Below are 17742 nucleotides of genomic sequence, written 5' to 3' on the forward strand. Positions count from 1 at the left end.
TCGATTGAATCTGGAACGAGTCAAAAAGTGTTTGATCATATTCATTAGCCTGTTTCTCTTGGGTATTGGCGGAACATCTGTCACTGCCGCGGGAACTTTGAGCGGAAACGTAAAAGATTGTATCGAACATCCTGATAAATGTCAGGATTCAGGAACATCTAAAAAAGAAAAAAGCACTGCGACGGACGATATTTCCGGAGTCAGTGCTTGGGATTATGCAAGAATGCTGTTCGCGCTCCTTTTTGTGATTGTATTAATCTACTTTTTAATCAAATTTATCAATAAAAAAAGCCAAACTTATCAAGATTCGAAGCTGATCCAGCATTTGGGCGGTTCTCCTCTTGGAGGAAACCGCTCCATCCAATTGGTAAAGGTGGGAGAACGCATTTTTATTCTGGGAGTTGGTGAAAACATAGAACTGCTGAAAGAAATCAACGACCAAGAAGAATATAAACAGCTTTTGCAAGTTTACAATCAACAAAAGGATCTATTGCTGGATACGAAAGATATTTTTACGGTCGCTTTGAGAAAATGGCAGGAGAGAAAACAAAAAGCGGTCAAAAAAGGTGGTTCAGCGCCTTTTAAAAGTGTGCTTGAAAAGCAGTTAAACGAAATAAAAACTTCAAGGGAGCAAGCGCTCCAGCAGCTGGAAACCAAGGAGAAGAAGTCTGATGAATGAATTTATGCATTATTTTAATAACAGCTCCCCGGAAAATGTGTCATTGTCGGTAAAACTGCTTCTTCTTTTGACCGTTTTATCGCTGGCGCCGAGTATTTTGATTTTAATGACTTGTTTTACGCGCATCATCATTGTGCTGTCTTTTGTCCGTACTGCCTTGGGAACGCAACAGATGCCGCCGAACCAAGTATTGGTGGGCCTTGCTTTGTTTTTGACTTTTTTTATCATGACGCCGGTGTTTCAACAGGTCAATAAAGAAGCTTTGACTCCTCTTTTTAAAAATGAAATCAATCTGGAAGAAGCTTATGATCGGGCGAGCGTCCCTTTTAAAGACTTTATGAGTCGATACACGAGAGAAAAGGATTTGGACTTATTTTTGCAATATTCGAATGCGAAACGGCCAAAAAGCATAGAGGATATACCGTTAACTGCGCTTGTGCCGGCGTTTGCGATCAGCGAGTTGAAAACGGCGTTTCAAATGGGATTTATGCTTTTTATTCCTTTTCTTGTCATCGATATGGTGGTGTCCAGTGTACTCATGTCTATGGGGATGATGATGCTTCCTCCGATTATGATTTCATTGCCATTTAAAATATTATTATTCGTTCTTGTCGATGGCTGGCATTTAGTGATTGAGTCGCTTTTACAAAGTTATAAGTAGGTGAAGAGTACATGAATCCCGAAATGGTCATTTCTCTCGCAGAAAAAGGAGTTTATATGATTTTGATTCTATCCGGTCCGATCATGCTGATTGGGCTCATTGTCGGACTTGTCGTGAGTATTTTTCAAGCAATGACTCAAATTCAAGAACAAACACTCGCTTTCATTCCTAAAATTGTGGCGATGCTGGTTGGATTGGTATTTTTTGGTCCTTGGATGCTGACTCATATGATTTCTTATACTTCGCAAATTTTATCGAATTTAACACAGTTTGTGGGATGATGGCATGGATCAGCTAGTTCCGAAATTCTCCGTGTTTCTTCTCATTTTTGTCCGGGTAGCGTCTTTTTTTGTGACCGTGCCGCTTTTTTCGTATCGGACCATTCCGGCCATACATCGGGTGGGCGTTTCTTTCGCTCTTTCTTGGATGATGTACTATACCATGAATACTGCGCCGATTGCGATAGATGGCGCCTACTTTTTATTAATATTAAAAGAGATGCTTGTCGGTCTGTTGATTGGATTTACAGCTGCGTTGGTGATGGCGGCGGTTCAAGTAGCCGGAGCTCTCATTGATTTTCAGATGGGGTTTACCATTGCCAATGTCATTGATCCTCACACAGGAATGCAAAGTCCGATCATGGGACAATATTTTTACATGTTTGCTCTGCTTTTTTTGCTTTCTGTAAACGGGCATCATCTTCTCTTGGACGGAATTTATTACAGTTATCAGCTCATACCGCTGGAACAAGGGAAGTTTTCGCTTGGCAGCAGCTCTTTTGCGCAGTATATGATTCATGCTTTCCAATCCATGTTTGTCATCGCCTTTCAAATGGCCGTTCCGGTGGTTGCATCCCTATTTCTAGTCGACGTCGCGTTGGGGATTATTGCCCGCACCGTTCCGCAGATGAATATTTTTGTTGTCGGATTTCCTGTGAAGATTGCCGTGGCTTTTATTGTCATGATCGTGGTGATGAGTGCCATTTTCGCGGTGGTGCAACATTTATTTGAAATGATGCTATACGCGATGAGAGATGTGATGAAAATCATCGGAGGGACGTAAAGTGAGATTATTGACCGTTGATTTGCAGTTTTTTGCGGGGGAGAAAACGGAAAAAGCCACACCCAAAAGAAGGGAAGAAGCGAAGAAGAAAGGTCAAGTGGCAAAAAGCCAAGAGGTCGTTACGGCAATCAATCTGTTGGCTGTTTTTTCCTCGCTCTATTTTGCTTCTTCTTTTCTTGGCGATATTGTGAGGCGGCTCTTTTCACGTTCTTTTCAAGATTATATGCTCATGCCTATTACGGAAGGAAACTTAAAATCCATCGTTTTAGATGTATTGAAAGATTTTGCATATATGGTCGGCCCTTTTCTGCTTGTCGCATTAGTGGGAAGTTTAGCCGCCAATTATCTGCAAGTTGGGTTTTTGTTTACGACGGAGACGTTGGTTCCCAAGCTGGAAAAAATCGATCCTATGAAAGGATTTCAAAGGATTTTTTCGATTAAGGCACTAGTAGAGTTACTGAAGTCCATTTTAAAAATTTCCATTGTCGGAACCGTGACCTTTGTGATTTTGTGGATGAATATGGACAGAGTACTTGGCCTGTCTTTTGAGTCATTGTCCGATTCATTGAAAACGGTAGGAACGTTAACGGTGCAAATGGGAATTTCTGCTTCGATCGCTCTGTTGTTTTTGGCCTTGTTTGATTATCTTTATCAGAAATACGATTTTGAAAAAAGCATTCGAATGTCAAAGCAAGACATTAAAGATGAATATAAAAACTCAGAAGGCGACCCGCAAATCAAATCACGGATTAAGCAAAGACAACGGGAAATGGCGATGAGAAGAATGATGCAAGAAGTGCCTAACGCAGACGTCGTAATCACCAATCCAACTCATTTTGCCGTTGCGCTGAAATATGAAGAGGAGAAAATGGATGCGCCGGTTGTAGTCGCTAAAGGGGCAGATTATTTGGCGCAAAAGATTAAGGCCATCGCCAAAGAGAATCATGTTGAAACGGTTGAAAACCGTCCGTTGGCAAGGGCTCTGTACACCCAGGTGGAAATTGGAGAGAGGATACCGGAAGAATTTTTCAAAGCGGTCGCTGAAATTTTGGCGTATGTGTACCGATTAAAAAATAAAGTGTAGGTCTTATTGAAAGTTGGGAGAGAACATCATGAAGGTAAGAGATTTTTCGGTGTTACTGGGAGTCATTTTAATCGTCGCAATGCTTATTATTCCTTTTCCTTCATGGCTATTAAGCATTTTGATTATCCTGAACATATCTCTTGCGTTATTGGTGCTGTTAACAACCATGAATATGAATGAAGCGCTCCAATTTTCCGTATTTCCGTCTTTGCTGCTTCTATTAACCTTATTTCGATTAGGTTTAAACGTGTCGACAACGCGTTCTATTTTGAGCAAAGGGGAGGCAGGAGGCGTTGTCGAAACGTTTGGAACGTTTGTTGTCGGCGGAAATTTGGTTGTTGGTTTAGTCGTGTTCCTCATATTAATCATTATTCAGTTTGTTGTCATCACGAGAGGAGCAGAACGCGTTTCTGAAGTGGCAGCACGTTTTACTTTAGATGCTATGCCGGGTAAACAGATGGCCATTGACGCGGATTTAAATGCAGGAATGATATCGGAGCAGGAAGCGCGGGAACGACGTGAAAATATTTCACGGGAAGCAGATTTTTACGGAGCGATGGATGGTGCGACTAAATTTGTAAAAGGCGATGCGATCGCCGGTATTATTATCGTCATCATTAACTTGATTTTTGGAATGGTCATTGGCATGGTCCAGCAAGGTATGGGGTTTCAAGATGCAGCCAATCATTATTCATTGTTGACAGTGGGGGACGGAATTGTCAGCCAGATACCGGCATTATTAATTTCCACCGCTACTGGCATCATTGTCACTCGAACCGCTTCAAACAGCAATCTTGGCGAAGATGTAATGTCTCAATTGTTATCCTATCCTAAAATGTTATATGTTACGGCCGGTACCATTTTTTTGCTTGGAATTGCCACGCCTATTAATGATTTGCTGACGATTCCGGTTGCGGCGCTGCTTGCGATCGGAGGATACAGGCTTCAAAAAGTTCCGGATGAGCCGGTGGAAACGGAAGAGGTTCAAGAAGAGAACGAAGCAGAAGAATTGCGGCGGCCCGAAAATGTCGTCAATTTATTAAATATTGACCCGATTGAATTTGAATTTGGCTATGGACTTATCCCTCTTGCCGATGCAAACCAAGGCGGCGACTTGCTTGATCGGATTGTGATGATCCGAAGACAGCTGGCCATGGAATTGGGGATTATTCTTCCGGTTGTGCGCATCAGAGATAATATTCAATTAGCCCCGAATGAATACAGAATTAAAATTAAAGGAAATGAAGTGGCCAAAGGAGAGTTGTTTCTTGATCACTATTTGGCCATGAATTCCGGCGAAGAAGAGGATTCGATTGAAGGAATTGATACGATTGAGCCTTCATTCGGTCTTCCTGCCAAATGGATTACGGAAGAAGTAAAAGATCAAGCAGAAATGCTGGGCTATACTGTCGTCGACCCACCGAGTGTTGTTTCCACTCATTTAACGGAAGTATTGAAAGCAAATGCCCATGATTTGCTCGGAAGACAAGAAACGCAGCAATTGATTGACCATATGAAAGAAACGTATCCTGTTCTTGTTGAAGAAGTAACACCGAATCCTTTATCCGTTGGAGACATACAAAAAGTGTTGGCAAAACTGTTAAAAGAAAATATTTCGATACGCAATCTGCCGATCATTTTTGAAACGCTAGCCGATTACGGCAAATTAACATCCGACACCGATTTGTTAACCGATCATTTAACGGAAGTATTGAAAGCAAATGCCCATGATTTGCTCGGAAGACAAGAAACGCAGCAATTGATTGACCATATGAAAGAAACGTATCCTGTTCTTGTTGAAGAAGTAACACCGAATCCTTTATCCGTTGGAGACATACAAAAAGTGTTGGCAAAACTGTTAAAAGAAAATATTTCGATACGCAATCTGCCGATCATTTTTGAAACGCTAGCCGATTACGGCAAATTAACATCCGACACCGATTTGTTAACCGAGTATGTTCGTCAAGCTTTATCACGACAAATTACCAATCAATATGCCGATGAAGGAACCATCAAAGTGATCACTTTGTCAGCGCAGGTGGAAAAATTGATCGCTGATAGTGTACAACAAACTGAGCATGGAAATTATTTGTCGATCGACCCGGTCAATTCGCAAAAATTAATAGAAGCCGTTTCAAAAAAAGTAGAAGAAGTTTCTATCATGCAGCAAATGCCGGTCATTTTATGTTCTCCGGCAATTCGAATGTTTGTAAGGCAGCTGTTGGAAAGATATTTTCCACGATTACCGATCCTATCTTTCAACGAACTTGAACCAAATGTGGAAGTACAAAGCGTCGGGGTGGTGACCATCGAATGAAAGTGAAGAAATTTATAGCCCCTTCCATGCCGGAAGCCATGAAAAAAATTAGAAAGGAGTTAGGCGAGCACGCTGTTATTCTGAATTCCAAGATTACGTACGGTGGAGGCTTTCTCGGTTTTTTTAAAAAGAAACAATTTGAAGTGATTGCCGCTGTGGATCCTGAACTGGAAATGATGGAAAGGATGGAAGCGGAACAGCCGAAAATGCCTCTCCATGTTTCAGAACGGCAAAAGCAAGCTGACCACGGCGAAAATCAACAGCTCAAACAGGAATTAGAAGAATTAAAGTCGATGATCGCTCTTTTGACATCAAAAGAGGATCGTTCCAAATACCCGGAAATGATTCATTCCATTCTGTCAGAATTGGAGCAAAAAGAAATCGGATCCGACCATGTGCGAACCATCGGGGACGAGCTATATGCGTTTTATATTGAATCCAAGGGCGAAGTGAGCGAAACAGAAATACGCAAACGAGCCATTGATTACTTAAAAAGAAAACTTCAATCCGTTCAAACCGACAACCCGCTATTTGCTAAAAAATATATCAATGTTGTCGGGCCGACCGGCGTGGGAAAAACGACTACGTTGGCGAAATTGGCGGCAAAAGCAGTGCTGGAATACAAGAAAAAAATTGCTTTTATCACCACGGATACTTTCCGAATTGCCGCGATTGAACAATTAAAAACTTATGCCAATTTGCTGAACGTGCCTGTAGAGGTTGTTTATAATTCTGCTGATTTTGAAAAGGCGACGCAAAAATTTTTGGATTATGACCTCGTTTTGATTGACACGGCGGGACGTAATTATCGGGAAAATCAGTATATCGACCAATTAAAAGAAATCATTCCGGTCCGTGAAGAGATGGAGACATATCTTGTGCTGGCTCTTACGTCCAAAGCAGAAGATTTGGAAGAAGTAATAGAAAAATTTCAAGACCTTCCATTTGATCAATTTATTTTTACGAAATTAGATGAAACAAAGCGAAAAGGCTCATTGTTCAATCTTGTTTGCAAGTACAGGAAAAAAGTAGGATTCCTGGCGAATGGACAAAACGTCCCGGACGATTTATTGACTGGCAATCCTGAAATCATTTTGAAAGAAATATTGAGGGAGTAAGCATATGAAAGACCAAGCAGAAGGATTAAGGCTGAAATTGAGAGAGTTGCATCAGTCACCCGCTAAAACGGCTGCCGTGATCAGCGGTAAAGGGGGCGTGGGAAAGTCCAATATTTCTGTGAACATAGCTGTCATTTTGGCGCAGTTAGGAAAAAAAGTTTTATTGTTTGATTTGGATATTGGCATGGCGAATATTCATATTTTATCAGGTATTAGTGCGGATCGCTCGATTGTAGATTTTATAGAAAACGGATACGAATTGAAGGATCTGATCATTTCCGGTCCGGGGGGCTTTTCCTACATATTCGGCGGTTCTGGTCTTGGGCGTCTTCTTGAATGGTCTGAGAATGATTTTCAACGTTGGATCGAGTCCGTAGCAAAATTGCAGTGGGAATATGATTATATTTTGTTTGATATGGGGGCCGGAGCATCAAAAGAAAGCTTGGAGCTGTTGATGTCTGTTGATGATTTATTGGTGATCACGACCCCTGAACCGACTGCTGTGACAGACGCGTATTCCATGATGAAATATATTCAAATAAGAGATCAAGACAAACATTTTTATTTGATTTGCAATCGTGCTGAATCCAATCAAGAAGGACAAGTCACGCTCGAACGTATATCGATGGCCATGGAGAAATTTTTGCATAAAGAGGTTTCAAAACTTGGAATATTGCCTGAAGATAAAATCGTAAAGAATGCAGTCGCAAGCCAGACACCTTTCTTTTTATACAATCCTTATTCCAGTATTTCCCGCTCATTAAAATCGATCGTGGAAATTTATTTGTCCCAATCGAACGCAATGGGAACCATCCAAAAGGGTCGTTTTATTGGGAAGCTTCGCCAGTTTTTTCTGAAAGGCAGTGTTGGAGATGGATAAAAAGAAAGTACTCATAGTAGATGATTCCGCATTCATGAGAAAATTGATCTCGGACTTTGTTTCCGAACATCCTGAATTGGAAGTGGTCGGGACAGCTAGAAACGGAAAAGATGCCATAGAAAAAGTGAAGACGTTATGTCCGGATGTCGTCACGATGGACATCGAAATGCCAGTCATGAACGGACTTGAAGCGCTAAAATGGATCATCAGCCATTATCAGCTGCCGGTTGTAATGCTGTCGAGTACGATGAAGGAAGGAACAGAAAATGCGATTAAAGCCCTTGAAAATGGAGCTTTTGATTTTGTGGCAAAGCCGTCCGGACCGATTTCGCTGGATCTGGATAAGGTAAAAAATGAATTGATCTCGAAACTTTTGCTGGCTTCAAAGGTAAAAAAAGGAACGAAAAGCAACGTGCGGGTCCATACAGACGAGATGGATCGCGGCCTAATGACGTCCAATAGGGAGTCGGAGTTAAACCATTGGAGTACGAAAGAATATGCAAAAAGTTTAGTGCTAATTGGCACTTCCACCGGTGGACCGAGAGCGCTTCAAGAAGTGCTGCCGCAACTGCCAAAGGAAATTGGAGCGCCTATTCTAATCGTTCAACACATGCCTCCAGGATTTACAAAATCCTTGGCTGATCGTTTGAATCAACTGTCACGCATCTACGTTAAAGAAGCGGAAGACGGTGAGCTGTTGAAAAAAGGAGTTGCCTATATTGCCCCCGGGAATTTTCATATGAAAATCAAGGAGGTAGGAAGGTCTCTTGCCATCTCGCTTGATCAATCTCCCCGAATGAATGGTCACAAGCCTTCTGTAGATGTTCTTTTTGAGTCAGCTAGCAAATTGGAATTTTATAAAAAAATTGCCGTTATTTTAACTGGAATGGGTTCAGATGGGACTTATGGTCTGATAAAATTAAAAGAAAAAGGCAATGTACATACCATCGCTGAGTCTAAAGACTCATGCGTTGTATTTGGAATGCCAAAATCTGCAATTGAAGCGAATGTCATTGATGAAGTGAAACCGATTCAAGATATCGCTCAATCAATCTTAAAATATTTGTCTTAGGAAGAGGTGGAACAGATGGAAACGACTCAATATCTTGAAATATTCATAGAAGAAAGCAAAGAGCATTTGCAAGCTATTAATGAAAATCTTCTTGAGCTTGAAAAAAACCCGGAAGATATGGAGATCGTCAATGAGGTATTCCGGTCTGCCCATACTTTAAAGGGAATGTCCGCCACAATGGGATTTGAAGATTTAGCAAACCTCACTCATAAAATGGAAAATGTTCTGGATGCCATCCGCAACCATAAAATAAAAGTTACAACAGACGTATTAGATGTTGTCTTTGCTTCGGTGGATGATTTGGAGGCCATGATTCAAGATATTGCTTCTGGTGGAGATGGCAAAAGAAATGTAGAGGAGATAGTGGCACGGCTTAAAGCGATTGAAAGCGGATCGAACGTCGAAAAGAAGGAGAAAAGTGAAGTCCGGGAGCCAAGCCATTCAAGTGAAGGGAATTCTGTGCAATATGACGAATTTGAAACAACCGTTATTCAGCAGTCAAAAGAACAAGGATTTTCCTGTTACGAAGTGATCGTTACATTAAAGGAAGACTGTCTGTTAAAAGCGGCACGGGTTTATATGATTTTTGAAGTTCTTGAAAAATGCGGAGAAATCATTAAATCTGTTCCTGCAGTAGAAGAGTTGGAAGAAGAGCATTTTGATCATCGATTTACGGTAACGATTGTGACGAAAGACGAAGCTTCTGAGATTGAAAAGAAAGTGATGAAAGTTTCAGAAGTAGAAAAAGTGGTCGTTCAGCCTTTTGCAGATTCTCCAAAACAAGCCAGCGACCATTCAAAAGAAACAGATCATTCCGACAAGGAGGAAAAGAAAAAGGCCTCTGCAGAAAAAAACGCGAAAGATCATCAAGCAGATGGAGGCAAACAAAGAAAATCCAAAAATGTTTCCAATAAAACGATTCGTGTCAACATCGAACGTTTGGACAGCTTGATGAATTTATTTGAAGAACTGGTGATTGACCGCGGACGACTTGAGCAAATCTCCCGTGAGTTAAATCACCCTGAATTGACTGAAACAGTGGAACGGATGTCCAGAATTTCCGGAGACTTGCAAAATATTATTTTAAATATGCGGATGATTCCGGTTGAAACGGTATTTAATCGTTTCCCGCGGATGGTTCGTAAACTAGCCCGCGAATTAGATAAACAAATTAATTTAGAAATCATCGGGGCGGAAACGGAGCTGGACCGGACGGTTATAGATGAAATCGGTGATCCGCTTGTCCACTTGCTCAGAAATGCTGTCGATCATGGAATTGAAACGAAAGAAGAAAGAAAAGCGAAGGGGAAACCGATAGAAGGTACAGTAAAGTTAAAAGCCTATACAAGCGGAAACCATGTTTTCATTGAAGTGGAGGATGATGGAGCGGGAATCAACCGTGAGAAAGTATTAAAAAAAGCCATTGATAAAGGAATTGTATCTCAAGAGGAAGCGGAGAAATTAACGGACAGTGAAGTATTTGGCCTCATTATGGAATCCGGTTTTTCGACAGCCGACCGTATTACGGATATTTCCGGAAGAGGTGTGGGACTTGATGTAGTCAAGACGACGATTGAATCGATTGGCGGATCCATCAATATCAACTCAGTTGAAGGCAAAGGTTCCGTCTTTTCTATTCAGCTGCCGCTGACACTCTCTATTATTTCAGTCATGCTGATCGAAGTAGGAAATGAAAAATATGCCATACCGTTATCCTCCATAATCGAAACAGCCATTATCAAAAAAGAAGACATCTTAAGTGCGCATAGTAAAAAAGTCATTGATTTTAGAGGGAAAGTCGTGCCTCTTCTCTTTTTGGAAAAGCTCTTCGAGGTACCGAAAGAAGAGGCGGAAGATGATTACTTGTCAGTTGTCATCGTCCGAAAAGGCGACAAAATGGCGGCATTGGTCGTGGATTCTTTTATTGGGCAGCAAGAAGTGGTATTGAAAAGTCTCGGGAATTATCTAACGAACGTATTTGCCATATCCGGAGCGACTATTTTAGGAGACGGTCAAGTAGCATTAATCATTGATTGTAACGCACTAATCAAATAGGGAAGGGGAGAGAAAAAATGAGCAAAATATCAGCACCTTCTGTTCTGAAGGTTATTGCCTTTCAATTAGGCGACAACGAATATGCGCTGCCAATCCATCAAGTCCAATCCATCGAAAGATTGATGCCTATTACTCGAGTACCTAAGACGGTCCCGTTTATCAAAGGTGTGATCAATTTAAGGGGAGTGGTCACCCCGATCATTGATTTAAGAACACGATTTGGGCTTCCCGAAAAAGAGTTTGATGATGGTACAAGAATTATTGTTGCGACGCTTAATGAAATGGAAGTAGGGTTCATTGTGGACGGAGCGAATGATGTGTTAGATATTTCCGAAGAGTTCATCGAACCCCAGCCTGAAATGGTAGGGGAAATTGAAGCAGAATATATCACGGGTGTTGTCAAATGGGAAAAAAGGCTTCTTATTTTATTAAGTCTTGAAAAAATTCTAGAAAAATAAGGATGAAAGCTGATGAGTTACTTAGATCGGATACAAAACGCTCATTTAGACACGTTCAAGGAAATTGGAAATATCGGGGCGGGCCATGCAGCCACTGCTTTGTCCACTTTGATGAATAAAAAAATAAATATGGTGGTTCCCACTGTACAAATTCTTCACTTTGATGACGTGATGGAAATGGCGGGCGGACCGGACAACATTGTAGCAAGCGTTTTTTTGCGGATTGAAGGAGATATTGAAGGAAGCATGTTTTTCGTCCTCCAGCTGGAACAGGCAGCACTTTTTATACAAAAGCTGACTGGCGACCAATCTTTTTCTTTTGACCATCCGCCCTATTCGGAAATGGCTTTATCGGCGCTTCAAGAATTAGGAAATATTTTGTCCGGTTCGTATTTGTCTGCTTTGGGAGATTTTACGGGTCTGCATGTTTTTCCGTCCGTACCCGCCTTGGCCATTGATATGGTGGGAGCCGTAATGAGTGATGGATTGTTTGAAATATCCCAATACAGCGATTATGCCATTTTTATTGACACGACTTTGAAAGAAGCAGATGGAAAAGCCTCTGATTCCGTGAAAGGACATTTTTTTCTCTTGCCTGACCCGAATTCCTTTTGGAAAGTTTTGGATGCATTGGGAGTGCCGCTAGATGAATGAGACGGTAAAAGTCATTAAAGTAGGTATCGCTGATTTAAATGTGGTGCGCCCACCCGATCGAATTCGAACGGCTGGTTTAGGTTCTTGCGTTGGAATTGTCATATTTGATGAAAAAACAAAAATTGGCGGGTTGGCTCATATTATGCTGCCGGATTCTTCGCTAGCCAAGACGGAAACATTTAATAAAGCCAAATTTGCTGATACAGCTATTCCCCAATTAACGGATATGTTAATCAACGAAGGTGCGCTGCGTAAACGATTAAAAGCAAAAATTGCCGGAGGAGCACAAATGTTCCAATTCTCGTCCAAAAATGAAATAATGAGAATCGGACCGAGAAATGTCGAGGCAGTGAAAAAACAATTGAACAGAGAACATATTCCCATCGTAGCCGAGGACGTTGGCGGTAACAGTGGAAGAACCATTGAGTTTGATCCTTCCACTGGCCTTTTGGAAATCAGAACCGTGAATAAAGGCGTGTCCATCATTTAACATTTTTTTCGAAAGAAGCCCGTCTTTAAGCGAAGTGTAGGGGCGACGAAAGGGTTTGTTATTTTAGATGTGTGTGACGGGAAAAGGAAACTTCTGATCGAAAAAATAGTAGAATACTAGATGTATTATCATTTCGTATACTCGGATACTGTCTCAAAGAGCAATAGACGATTTTTCATTCGCTTCGCTCGACTGTTGTTTGTTTCGAAATCACATCCGTCGCAATAAAGATCATCTATTTTCTGCTATTTTTACCGCATTCATTCAGGCAAACAAAAAATGGTTGTACGAAAACCGAATATCGGCCTCGCTATGAATCACAAACTTCCCTGGGAAACATTCGAGGAGGAGAATCATGATAGATGTACAACTTGTAGAGGAGAAAAAATGGTGGGATTTATGGCTTACATCAAGAGATCCGGACGCCGGGGATTTGCTTGTCAAACGATATACTCCGCTTGTCAGTTATCATGTTCAGCGCCTCTCTGTTCACATGCCGAAAAATGTAAGCCGGGATGAACTCAAAAGCCTCGGATTTTTAGGCTTGGTGGATGCGTTGACAAAATTTGATCCGTCCAGAGATTTAAAGTTTGATACATACGCTTCTTTTCGTATTAGAGGAGCAATATTAGATGGGCTCAGAAAAGAGGACTGGCTTCCAAGAGGGACGAGGGAAAAAGCGAAAAAAATCGAAGCCAAAATCGAAGAATTAGAGCAGCAATTTTTAAGACATGTCACGGCGGAAGAAGTCGCAAACGAACTAGACATGAGCGTAGAGGAACTTCAACAAATCATGGCTGAATATTATACGGCCAACATATTATCGATGGACGATCAAATAAAAGATCAAGAGGAAATGGATGGAAAAGGCTACGATATCAAAGATGACCGAATCTCTACTCCTGAAGAAGAGGTTGTCAAAGAGGAGTTAATCCAAGAGTTATCCCGTGAAATAGCGGGATTGTCTGAGAAAGAAAAATTAGTGCTGAGCCTATTTTATCAGGAGGAGTTAACATTGACTGAAATTGGAGAGATTCTGAATCTTTCCACTTCACGAATTTCACAGATCCATTCGAAAGCTCTTTTTAAATTGCGGAACAAGCTAAAAAAAGTCAGCGGCATCCCTTTTCGCTGCTAAAAGAATTGAAATTCAGGTGGGAATCATGGTGTCAACTTTTTTGTTTTTCATATCCATTATTTTTAATGTCATCACACTGTTTGCTGTTGTGCTCCTTTACATGAGACAAAACCGCCTTTTCGGATTAAAAGAGGAGCAAGAAAAAATGATTCAAGATACGGAAGAAATGTTATCAACCTATCTTCTTCAAATGAAAGATGAAAATGAAGCATTTCTGAAAAAAATATCGTCCATAGAGGCCAAACAGCCGCATCATAAGCATAAAAAGGAAAGTTTCGAGATTCAGTCGAAACAGGATGAACGGAAATGGACCCAGTCCAAACAGCCTATCGTTTCGAAAAAAGAAGCGTTGAAAAAATACCAGCAAGAACCGTCGGTCGTTGGGCCTAAAGAATCCAAAACGGAGATGGACATATTGGATTGGACGGAAGACGACTTATATGAAAATGTATTGTTTTTACAAAAAAAGGGTTTAACGATTGAAGAAATTGCGCATAAATTAAATAAAGGTACAACAGAAATACAACTGCTTTTAAAATTTCGAGCAAATGGGCAATGATAAGCTTGATAGTTAGATTTGATTATGATATAGTAACTTTTGGTGTGAATACACACGTTCTCGGATTTAATCAGAGGGTGCTGATTTTTGTCAGTCTCTGTTTAAATATGAAGAGGACGGAGGATAATAACCCATAGGAGGAAAGAAAAAATGTCTGTTATTTCTATGAAACAATTATTAGAAGCAGGTGTGCATTTTGGACACCAAACACGCCGTTGGAATCCGAAAATGAAAAAATACATTTTCCAAGAACGCAACGGCATCTATATTATCGATCTTCAAAAAACCGTGAAGAAAGTAGAAGAAGCTTACCAATTCGTTAAAGAATTGGCTGCTAACGGCGGAAAAGTTCTTTTTGTTGGTACGAAAAAACAAGCACAAGAATCCGTAAAAGAAGAAGCAGAGCGTTCCGGAATGTATTATGTAAATCATCGTTGGCTCGGTGGAACGTTAACTAACTTCCAAACGATTCAAAAACGTGTTCAACGTCTGAAAGACATCGAAAGAATGGAAGAAGACGGCACATTCGATGTATTGCCTAAAAAAGAAGTCGTTCAGCTGAAAAAAGAACATGAACGCCTTGTGAAATTTCTTGGCGGCATTAAAGATATGAAAGAACTTCCTGACGCTTTGTTTGTGATCGATCCACGCAAAGAACGTATCGCAGTAGCAGAAGCACGGAAATTGAATATTCCGATTATCGGTATTGTTGATACGAACTGTGATCCGGATGAAATTGATTATGTCATTCCTGCGAATGACGATGCGATTCGCGCTGTTAAACTTCTGACTTCAAAAATGGCGGATGCTATTTTAGAAGCTAAACAAGGTGAAGAAACAGCTGAAGTTTCTGAAACGGCAGAAGTTGCTGCTGAATAAGCTCCAGCGCCAATCAAGATAAAAATGAAAAGGTGATAAGAGGGAAGGCCCTTATCACCTTTTTTTAAGAAATTTTACGGTGAAATCAAAAGCTGGATGGCTGTTTCGGCTATTGCGGCTTAGTACATATATTCTTAAGGAGGAAAAAAAGATGGCAATTACTGCGCAAATGGTAAAAGAACTACGTGAAAAAACGGGCGCCGGCATGATGGATTGCAAAAAAGCGCTGACAGAAACGAATGGCGATATGGAAAAAGCGATCGATTTTCTTCGTGAAAAAGGAATGGCCAAAGCTGCCAAAAAAGCTGACCGCGTAGCAGCTGAAGGAACAACTTATCTGTTAAGCGAAGGAAATAAAGCCGTTATTTTGGAAGTCAACTCCGAAACAGATTTCGTGGCTAAAAACGAAAGCTTCCAAAATCTCGTAAAAGAATTGGCTCAACATATTTTGAAAAATGAACCAAAAACAGTCGAAGAAGCTCTTGACCAAACGATGGAAAATGGCGCAAAAGTAAGTGAATACATCAATGAAGCCATCGCTAAAATCGGTGAAAAATTAACTCTTCGCCGTTTCGAAGTGAAGACGAAAGGCGAAAATGAAGTTTTTGGTGAATATTTGCATATGGGTGGACGAATCGGCGTTCTTGCCCTCTTAAGTGGAACAACGGATGAAAGTGTAGCAAAAGATGTAGCTATGCATGCTGCTGCCTTGAATCCAAAATACGTTTCTCGCGACCAAGTGCCGCAAGAAGAAGTAGAGCACGAACGTCAAGTTTTGAAACAGCAAGCTCTCAATGAAGGAAAACCTGAAAAAATTGTTGAAAAAATGGTTGAAGGACGTCTTAACAAATTCTTTGAAGAAATTTGTCTGCTTGAACAATCCTTTGTTAAAAACCCTGATCAAAAAGTTCGCCAATTCGTTGAATCTAAAGGTGCAACTGTCAAAGATTTTGTGCGTTTCGAAGTAGGAGAAGGAATTGAAAAACGCCAAGAAAACTTCGCTGAAGAAGTAATGAATCAAATGAAAAAATAATTTCGACCTTTCCAAGAATATCTGAGTGAGAAGATACTCACTATGCCTTATTTGAAAACAAGATGAACGTTTTTTGTTCTCGGAAATCGAGGGAATAGAGGGAACACAATGTGTTCCCTTTTTTTCAGAATGACATGACATTAAATTAAGAAGGTACACAGCTAAACGATAAAAACTAGTGATTTACATACGGAGGTTCTTATGAGCGTTCCAAAATATAAACGTGTTGTATTAAAATTAAGCGGTGAAGCGCTGGCTGGGGATCGGGGCTTTGGCATTCACCCGGAAGTCGTGAAATCCATTGCGGAACAAGTGAAAGAAATTGCTGAACTTGGTGTCGAAGTGGCAGTAGTCGTTGGGGGAGGAAATATTTGGCGCGGGAAAACCGGAAGCGAAATGGGAATGGATCGTGCCACCGCTGATTATATGGGAATGTTGGCAACGGTCATGAATTCAATGGCGCTTCAAGACAGCTTAGAGCAGCTTGGAATTGAAACTCGTGTACAAACTTCCATTGAAATGAGACAGGTGGCGGAACCTTATATAAGAAGAAGGGCCATTCGCCATCTGGAAAAGAAACGGGTTGTGATTTTTGCCGCCGGCACCGGAAACCCTTATTTCTCTACGGATACGACGGCTGCGTTGCGTGCGGCGGAAATTGAAGCAGAAGTCATCTTAATGGCCAAAAATAATGTAGATGGTGTTTACTCTGCAGATCCAAAAGTGGATAAATCGGCTGTGAAATACGATCAGATTTCCTATCTGGATATGTTAAAAGAAGGTCTGGCCGTAATGGACTCCACTGCTTCCTCGTTATGTATGGACAATGATATACCGCTCATTGTATTCTCTATTATGGAAAAAGGCAATATTAAAAAGGCTGTTTTAGGAGAATCCATTGGAACGATGATAAGGGGGAAAGCCGAATGACAAAACAAGTGATTGAGCAAGCGAAAGACAAAATGTCAAAAGCGATTCAAGCTTTATCCAGGGAATTGGCGACGATTCGGGCAGGGCGTGCAAACGCATCGCTGCTTGATAAAGTAGTAGTGGATTACTATGGAGCGCCTACACCGGTGAATCAACTGGCATCGATTTCAGTTCCGGAGGCTAGATTGCTTGTCATTCAGCCTTATGACAAATCCGTTGTCGGAGAAGTGGAAAAAGCGATTTTAAAATCGGATCTTGGATTGACGCCTACGAGCGATGGCAGCGTCATTCGCATCACGATTCCGCCGCTTACCGAAGAACGCCGCAAAGAATTAGTAAAATTAGTGCGAAAAGAAGCGGAAGAAGCGAAAGTAGCAGTACGGAATGTTCGCAGGGATGCAAACGAAGATTTGAAAAAATTAGAGAAGAACGGGGAAATTACAGAGGACGATTTACGCGGCTATACAGAAGATGTCCAAAAGATTACCGATGAACATGTGAAAAAGATTGACGACATGGCGAAAAAGAAAGAAAAAGAAATTATGGAAGTTTGATCGTGTGAAAACCCTCTTGCCAAAAGGGGGTTTTTCCGTTATATACATACTTCGTTTTTATTGATGTGTCTATCGCTGGGATGGATTGTGAAATTCCATCGAAAAAATGAGGAAGATCG

At 41.0% G+C, this 17742-nt stretch carries 19 protein-coding genes; all 19 read left to right on the top strand.

The genetic code is table 11. The features are described from left to right. The first annotated feature begins 4 nt into the window (after positions 1-4). The 19 genes from BSM4216_RS06585 (at position 5) to frr (ending at position 17623) form a co-directional block, all read left to right on the top strand. Complete coding sequence (locus BSM4216_RS06585) at positions 5-679, top strand: flagellar biosynthetic protein FliO (RefSeq protein ID WP_048623171.1); 675 nt, start codon at positions 5-7, stop codon at positions 677-679. Then, positions 672-1340 carry a flagellar type III secretion system pore protein FliP gene (gene fliP, locus BSM4216_RS06590; RefSeq protein ID WP_003354593.1) on the top strand — a complete coding sequence of 223 codons (669 nt, stop codon included), beginning with the start codon at positions 672-674 and terminating at the stop codon, positions 1338-1340. The genes BSM4216_RS06585 and fliP overlap by 8 nt, the downstream gene beginning before the upstream one ends. Positions 1341-1351: 11 nt before the next feature. Then, positions 1352-1621: a flagellar biosynthesis protein FliQ gene (gene fliQ, locus BSM4216_RS06595; protein WP_003354594.1), complete on the top strand. Its 270-nt coding sequence runs from the start codon at positions 1352-1354 to the stop codon at positions 1619-1621. Between the two features lie 4 nt (positions 1622-1625). Continuing rightward, a complete protein-coding gene (fliR, locus tag BSM4216_RS06600; RefSeq protein ID WP_048623172.1) occupies positions 1626-2402 on the top strand; it encodes a flagellar biosynthetic protein FliR in 777 nt (258 codons plus the stop codon). A gap of 1 nt (position 2403) precedes the next feature. Continuing rightward, positions 2404-3486, top strand: coding sequence for a flagellar biosynthesis protein FlhB (gene flhB / locus BSM4216_RS06605; protein ID WP_048623173.1), 1083 nt, complete (start codon positions 2404-2406; stop codon positions 3484-3486). Between the two features lie 28 nt (positions 3487-3514). Further along, positions 3515-5803: a flagellar biosynthesis protein FlhA gene (flhA, locus tag BSM4216_RS06610; RefSeq protein ID WP_048623174.1), complete on the top strand. Its 2289-nt coding sequence runs from the start codon at positions 3515-3517 to the stop codon at positions 5801-5803. Then, the gene (gene flhF, locus BSM4216_RS06615) at positions 5800-6921 is read left to right on the top strand and encodes a flagellar biosynthesis GTPase FlhF (protein ID WP_048623175.1); all 1122 of its coding nucleotides are present in this window, start codon (positions 5800-5802) and stop codon (positions 6919-6921) included. Before flhA ends, flhF begins: the two co-directional genes overlap by 4 nt. A gap of 4 nt (positions 6922-6925) precedes the next feature. Next, the gene (locus BSM4216_RS06620; RefSeq protein ID WP_048623176.1) at positions 6926-7801 is read left to right on the top strand and encodes a MinD/ParA family protein; all 876 of its coding nucleotides are present in this window, start codon (positions 6926-6928) and stop codon (positions 7799-7801) included. Continuing rightward, on the top strand, positions 7794-8873 hold the full coding sequence (locus BSM4216_RS06625) for a protein-glutamate methylesterase/protein-glutamine glutaminase (RefSeq protein WP_048623177.1): 1080 nt from the start codon (positions 7794-7796) through the stop codon (positions 8871-8873). Before BSM4216_RS06620 ends, BSM4216_RS06625 begins: the two co-directional genes overlap by 8 nt. Before the next feature lie 15 nt (positions 8874-8888). Next, positions 8889-10928 (top strand): chemotaxis protein CheA, encoded by a 2040-nt coding sequence (locus BSM4216_RS06630; RefSeq protein ID WP_048623178.1) that lies wholly within the window; start codon positions 8889-8891, stop codon positions 10926-10928. Positions 10929-10945: 17 nt separating this feature from the next. Next, a complete protein-coding gene (locus BSM4216_RS06635) occupies positions 10946-11386 on the top strand; it encodes a chemotaxis protein CheW (protein ID WP_048623179.1) in 441 nt (146 codons plus the stop codon). Positions 11387-11398: 12 nt separating this feature from the next. Then, complete coding sequence (locus BSM4216_RS06640) at positions 11399-12040, top strand: chemotaxis protein CheC (RefSeq protein ID WP_048623180.1); 642 nt, start codon at positions 11399-11401, stop codon at positions 12038-12040. Next, a complete protein-coding gene (locus BSM4216_RS06645) occupies positions 12033-12530 on the top strand; it encodes a chemotaxis protein CheD (protein WP_003354605.1) in 498 nt (165 codons plus the stop codon). The genes BSM4216_RS06640 and BSM4216_RS06645 overlap by 8 nt, the downstream gene beginning before the upstream one ends. A 355-nt stretch (positions 12531-12885) precedes the next feature. Beyond that, positions 12886-13668 (top strand): FliA/WhiG family RNA polymerase sigma factor, encoded by a 783-nt coding sequence (locus BSM4216_RS06650; RefSeq protein WP_048623181.1) that lies wholly within the window; start codon positions 12886-12888, stop codon positions 13666-13668. A gap of 25 nt (positions 13669-13693) precedes the next feature. After that, entirely contained in the window at positions 13694-14227 is a 534-nt protein-coding gene (locus BSM4216_RS06655) for a hypothetical protein (protein WP_048623182.1), read from the top strand. Positions 14228-14377: 150 nt separating this feature from the next. Continuing rightward, complete coding sequence (rpsB, locus tag BSM4216_RS06660) at positions 14378-15106, top strand: 30S ribosomal protein S2 (RefSeq protein ID WP_003354609.1); 729 nt, start codon at positions 14378-14380, stop codon at positions 15104-15106. Positions 15107-15257: 151 nt separating this feature from the next. Continuing rightward, positions 15258-16139, top strand: coding sequence for a translation elongation factor Ts (gene tsf / locus BSM4216_RS06665; RefSeq protein ID WP_003354610.1), 882 nt, complete (start codon positions 15258-15260; stop codon positions 16137-16139). A gap of 201 nt (positions 16140-16340) precedes the next feature. After that, positions 16341-17069, top strand: a complete 729-nt coding sequence (gene pyrH / locus BSM4216_RS06670; RefSeq protein ID WP_048623183.1) for a UMP kinase — start codon at positions 16341-16343, stop codon at positions 17067-17069. Continuing rightward, positions 17066-17623 carry a ribosome recycling factor gene (gene frr / locus BSM4216_RS06675; RefSeq protein WP_003354612.1) on the top strand — a complete coding sequence of 186 codons (558 nt, stop codon included), beginning with the start codon at positions 17066-17068 and terminating at the stop codon, positions 17621-17623. Before pyrH ends, frr begins: the two co-directional genes overlap by 4 nt. Positions 17624-17742 lie beyond the last annotated feature (119 nt).

This window comes from Bacillus smithii (assembly GCF_001050115.1).
Taxonomy (GTDB): Bacteria; Bacillota; Bacilli; order Bacillales; family DSM-4216; genus Bacillus_O; species Bacillus_O smithii.

Coding starts and splice junctions, on each gene's coding strand:
- flhA (WP_048623174.1), top strand. CDS start 3,515: ATGAAGGTAAGAGATTTTTCGGTGTTACTGGGAGTCATTTTAATCGTC.
- BSM4216_RS06650 (WP_048623181.1), top strand. CDS start 12,886: ATGATAGATGTACAACTTGTAGAGGAGAAAAAATGGTGGGATTTATGG.
- BSM4216_RS06640 (WP_048623180.1), top strand. CDS start 11,399: ATGAGTTACTTAGATCGGATACAAAACGCTCATTTAGACACGTTCAAG.
- rpsB (WP_003354609.1), top strand. CDS start 14,378: ATGTCTGTTATTTCTATGAAACAATTATTAGAAGCAGGTGTGCATTTT.
- fliR (WP_048623172.1), top strand. CDS start 1,626: ATGGATCAGCTAGTTCCGAAATTCTCCGTGTTTCTTCTCATTTTTGTC.
- BSM4216_RS06630 (WP_048623178.1), top strand. CDS start 8,889: ATGGAAACGACTCAATATCTTGAAATATTCATAGAAGAAAGCAAAGAG.
- frr (WP_003354612.1), top strand. CDS start 17,066: ATGACAAAACAAGTGATTGAGCAAGCGAAAGACAAAATGTCAAAAGCG.
- BSM4216_RS06620 (WP_048623176.1), top strand. CDS start 6,926: ATGAAAGACCAAGCAGAAGGATTAAGGCTGAAATTGAGAGAGTTGCAT.
- fliP (WP_003354593.1), top strand. CDS start 672: ATGAATGAATTTATGCATTATTTTAATAACAGCTCCCCGGAAAATGTG.
- flhF (WP_048623175.1), top strand. CDS start 5,800: ATGAAAGTGAAGAAATTTATAGCCCCTTCCATGCCGGAAGCCATGAAA.
- tsf (WP_003354610.1), top strand. CDS start 15,258: ATGGCAATTACTGCGCAAATGGTAAAAGAACTACGTGAAAAAACGGGC.
- BSM4216_RS06655 (WP_048623182.1), top strand. CDS start 13,694: ATGGTGTCAACTTTTTTGTTTTTCATATCCATTATTTTTAATGTCATC.
- fliQ (WP_003354594.1), top strand. CDS start 1,352: ATGAATCCCGAAATGGTCATTTCTCTCGCAGAAAAAGGAGTTTATATG.
- BSM4216_RS06625 (WP_048623177.1), top strand. CDS start 7,794: ATGGATAAAAAGAAAGTACTCATAGTAGATGATTCCGCATTCATGAGA.
- BSM4216_RS06645 (WP_003354605.1), top strand. CDS start 12,033: ATGAATGAGACGGTAAAAGTCATTAAAGTAGGTATCGCTGATTTAAAT.
- pyrH (WP_048623183.1), top strand. CDS start 16,341: ATGAGCGTTCCAAAATATAAACGTGTTGTATTAAAATTAAGCGGTGAA.
- BSM4216_RS06635 (WP_048623179.1), top strand. CDS start 10,946: ATGAGCAAAATATCAGCACCTTCTGTTCTGAAGGTTATTGCCTTTCAA.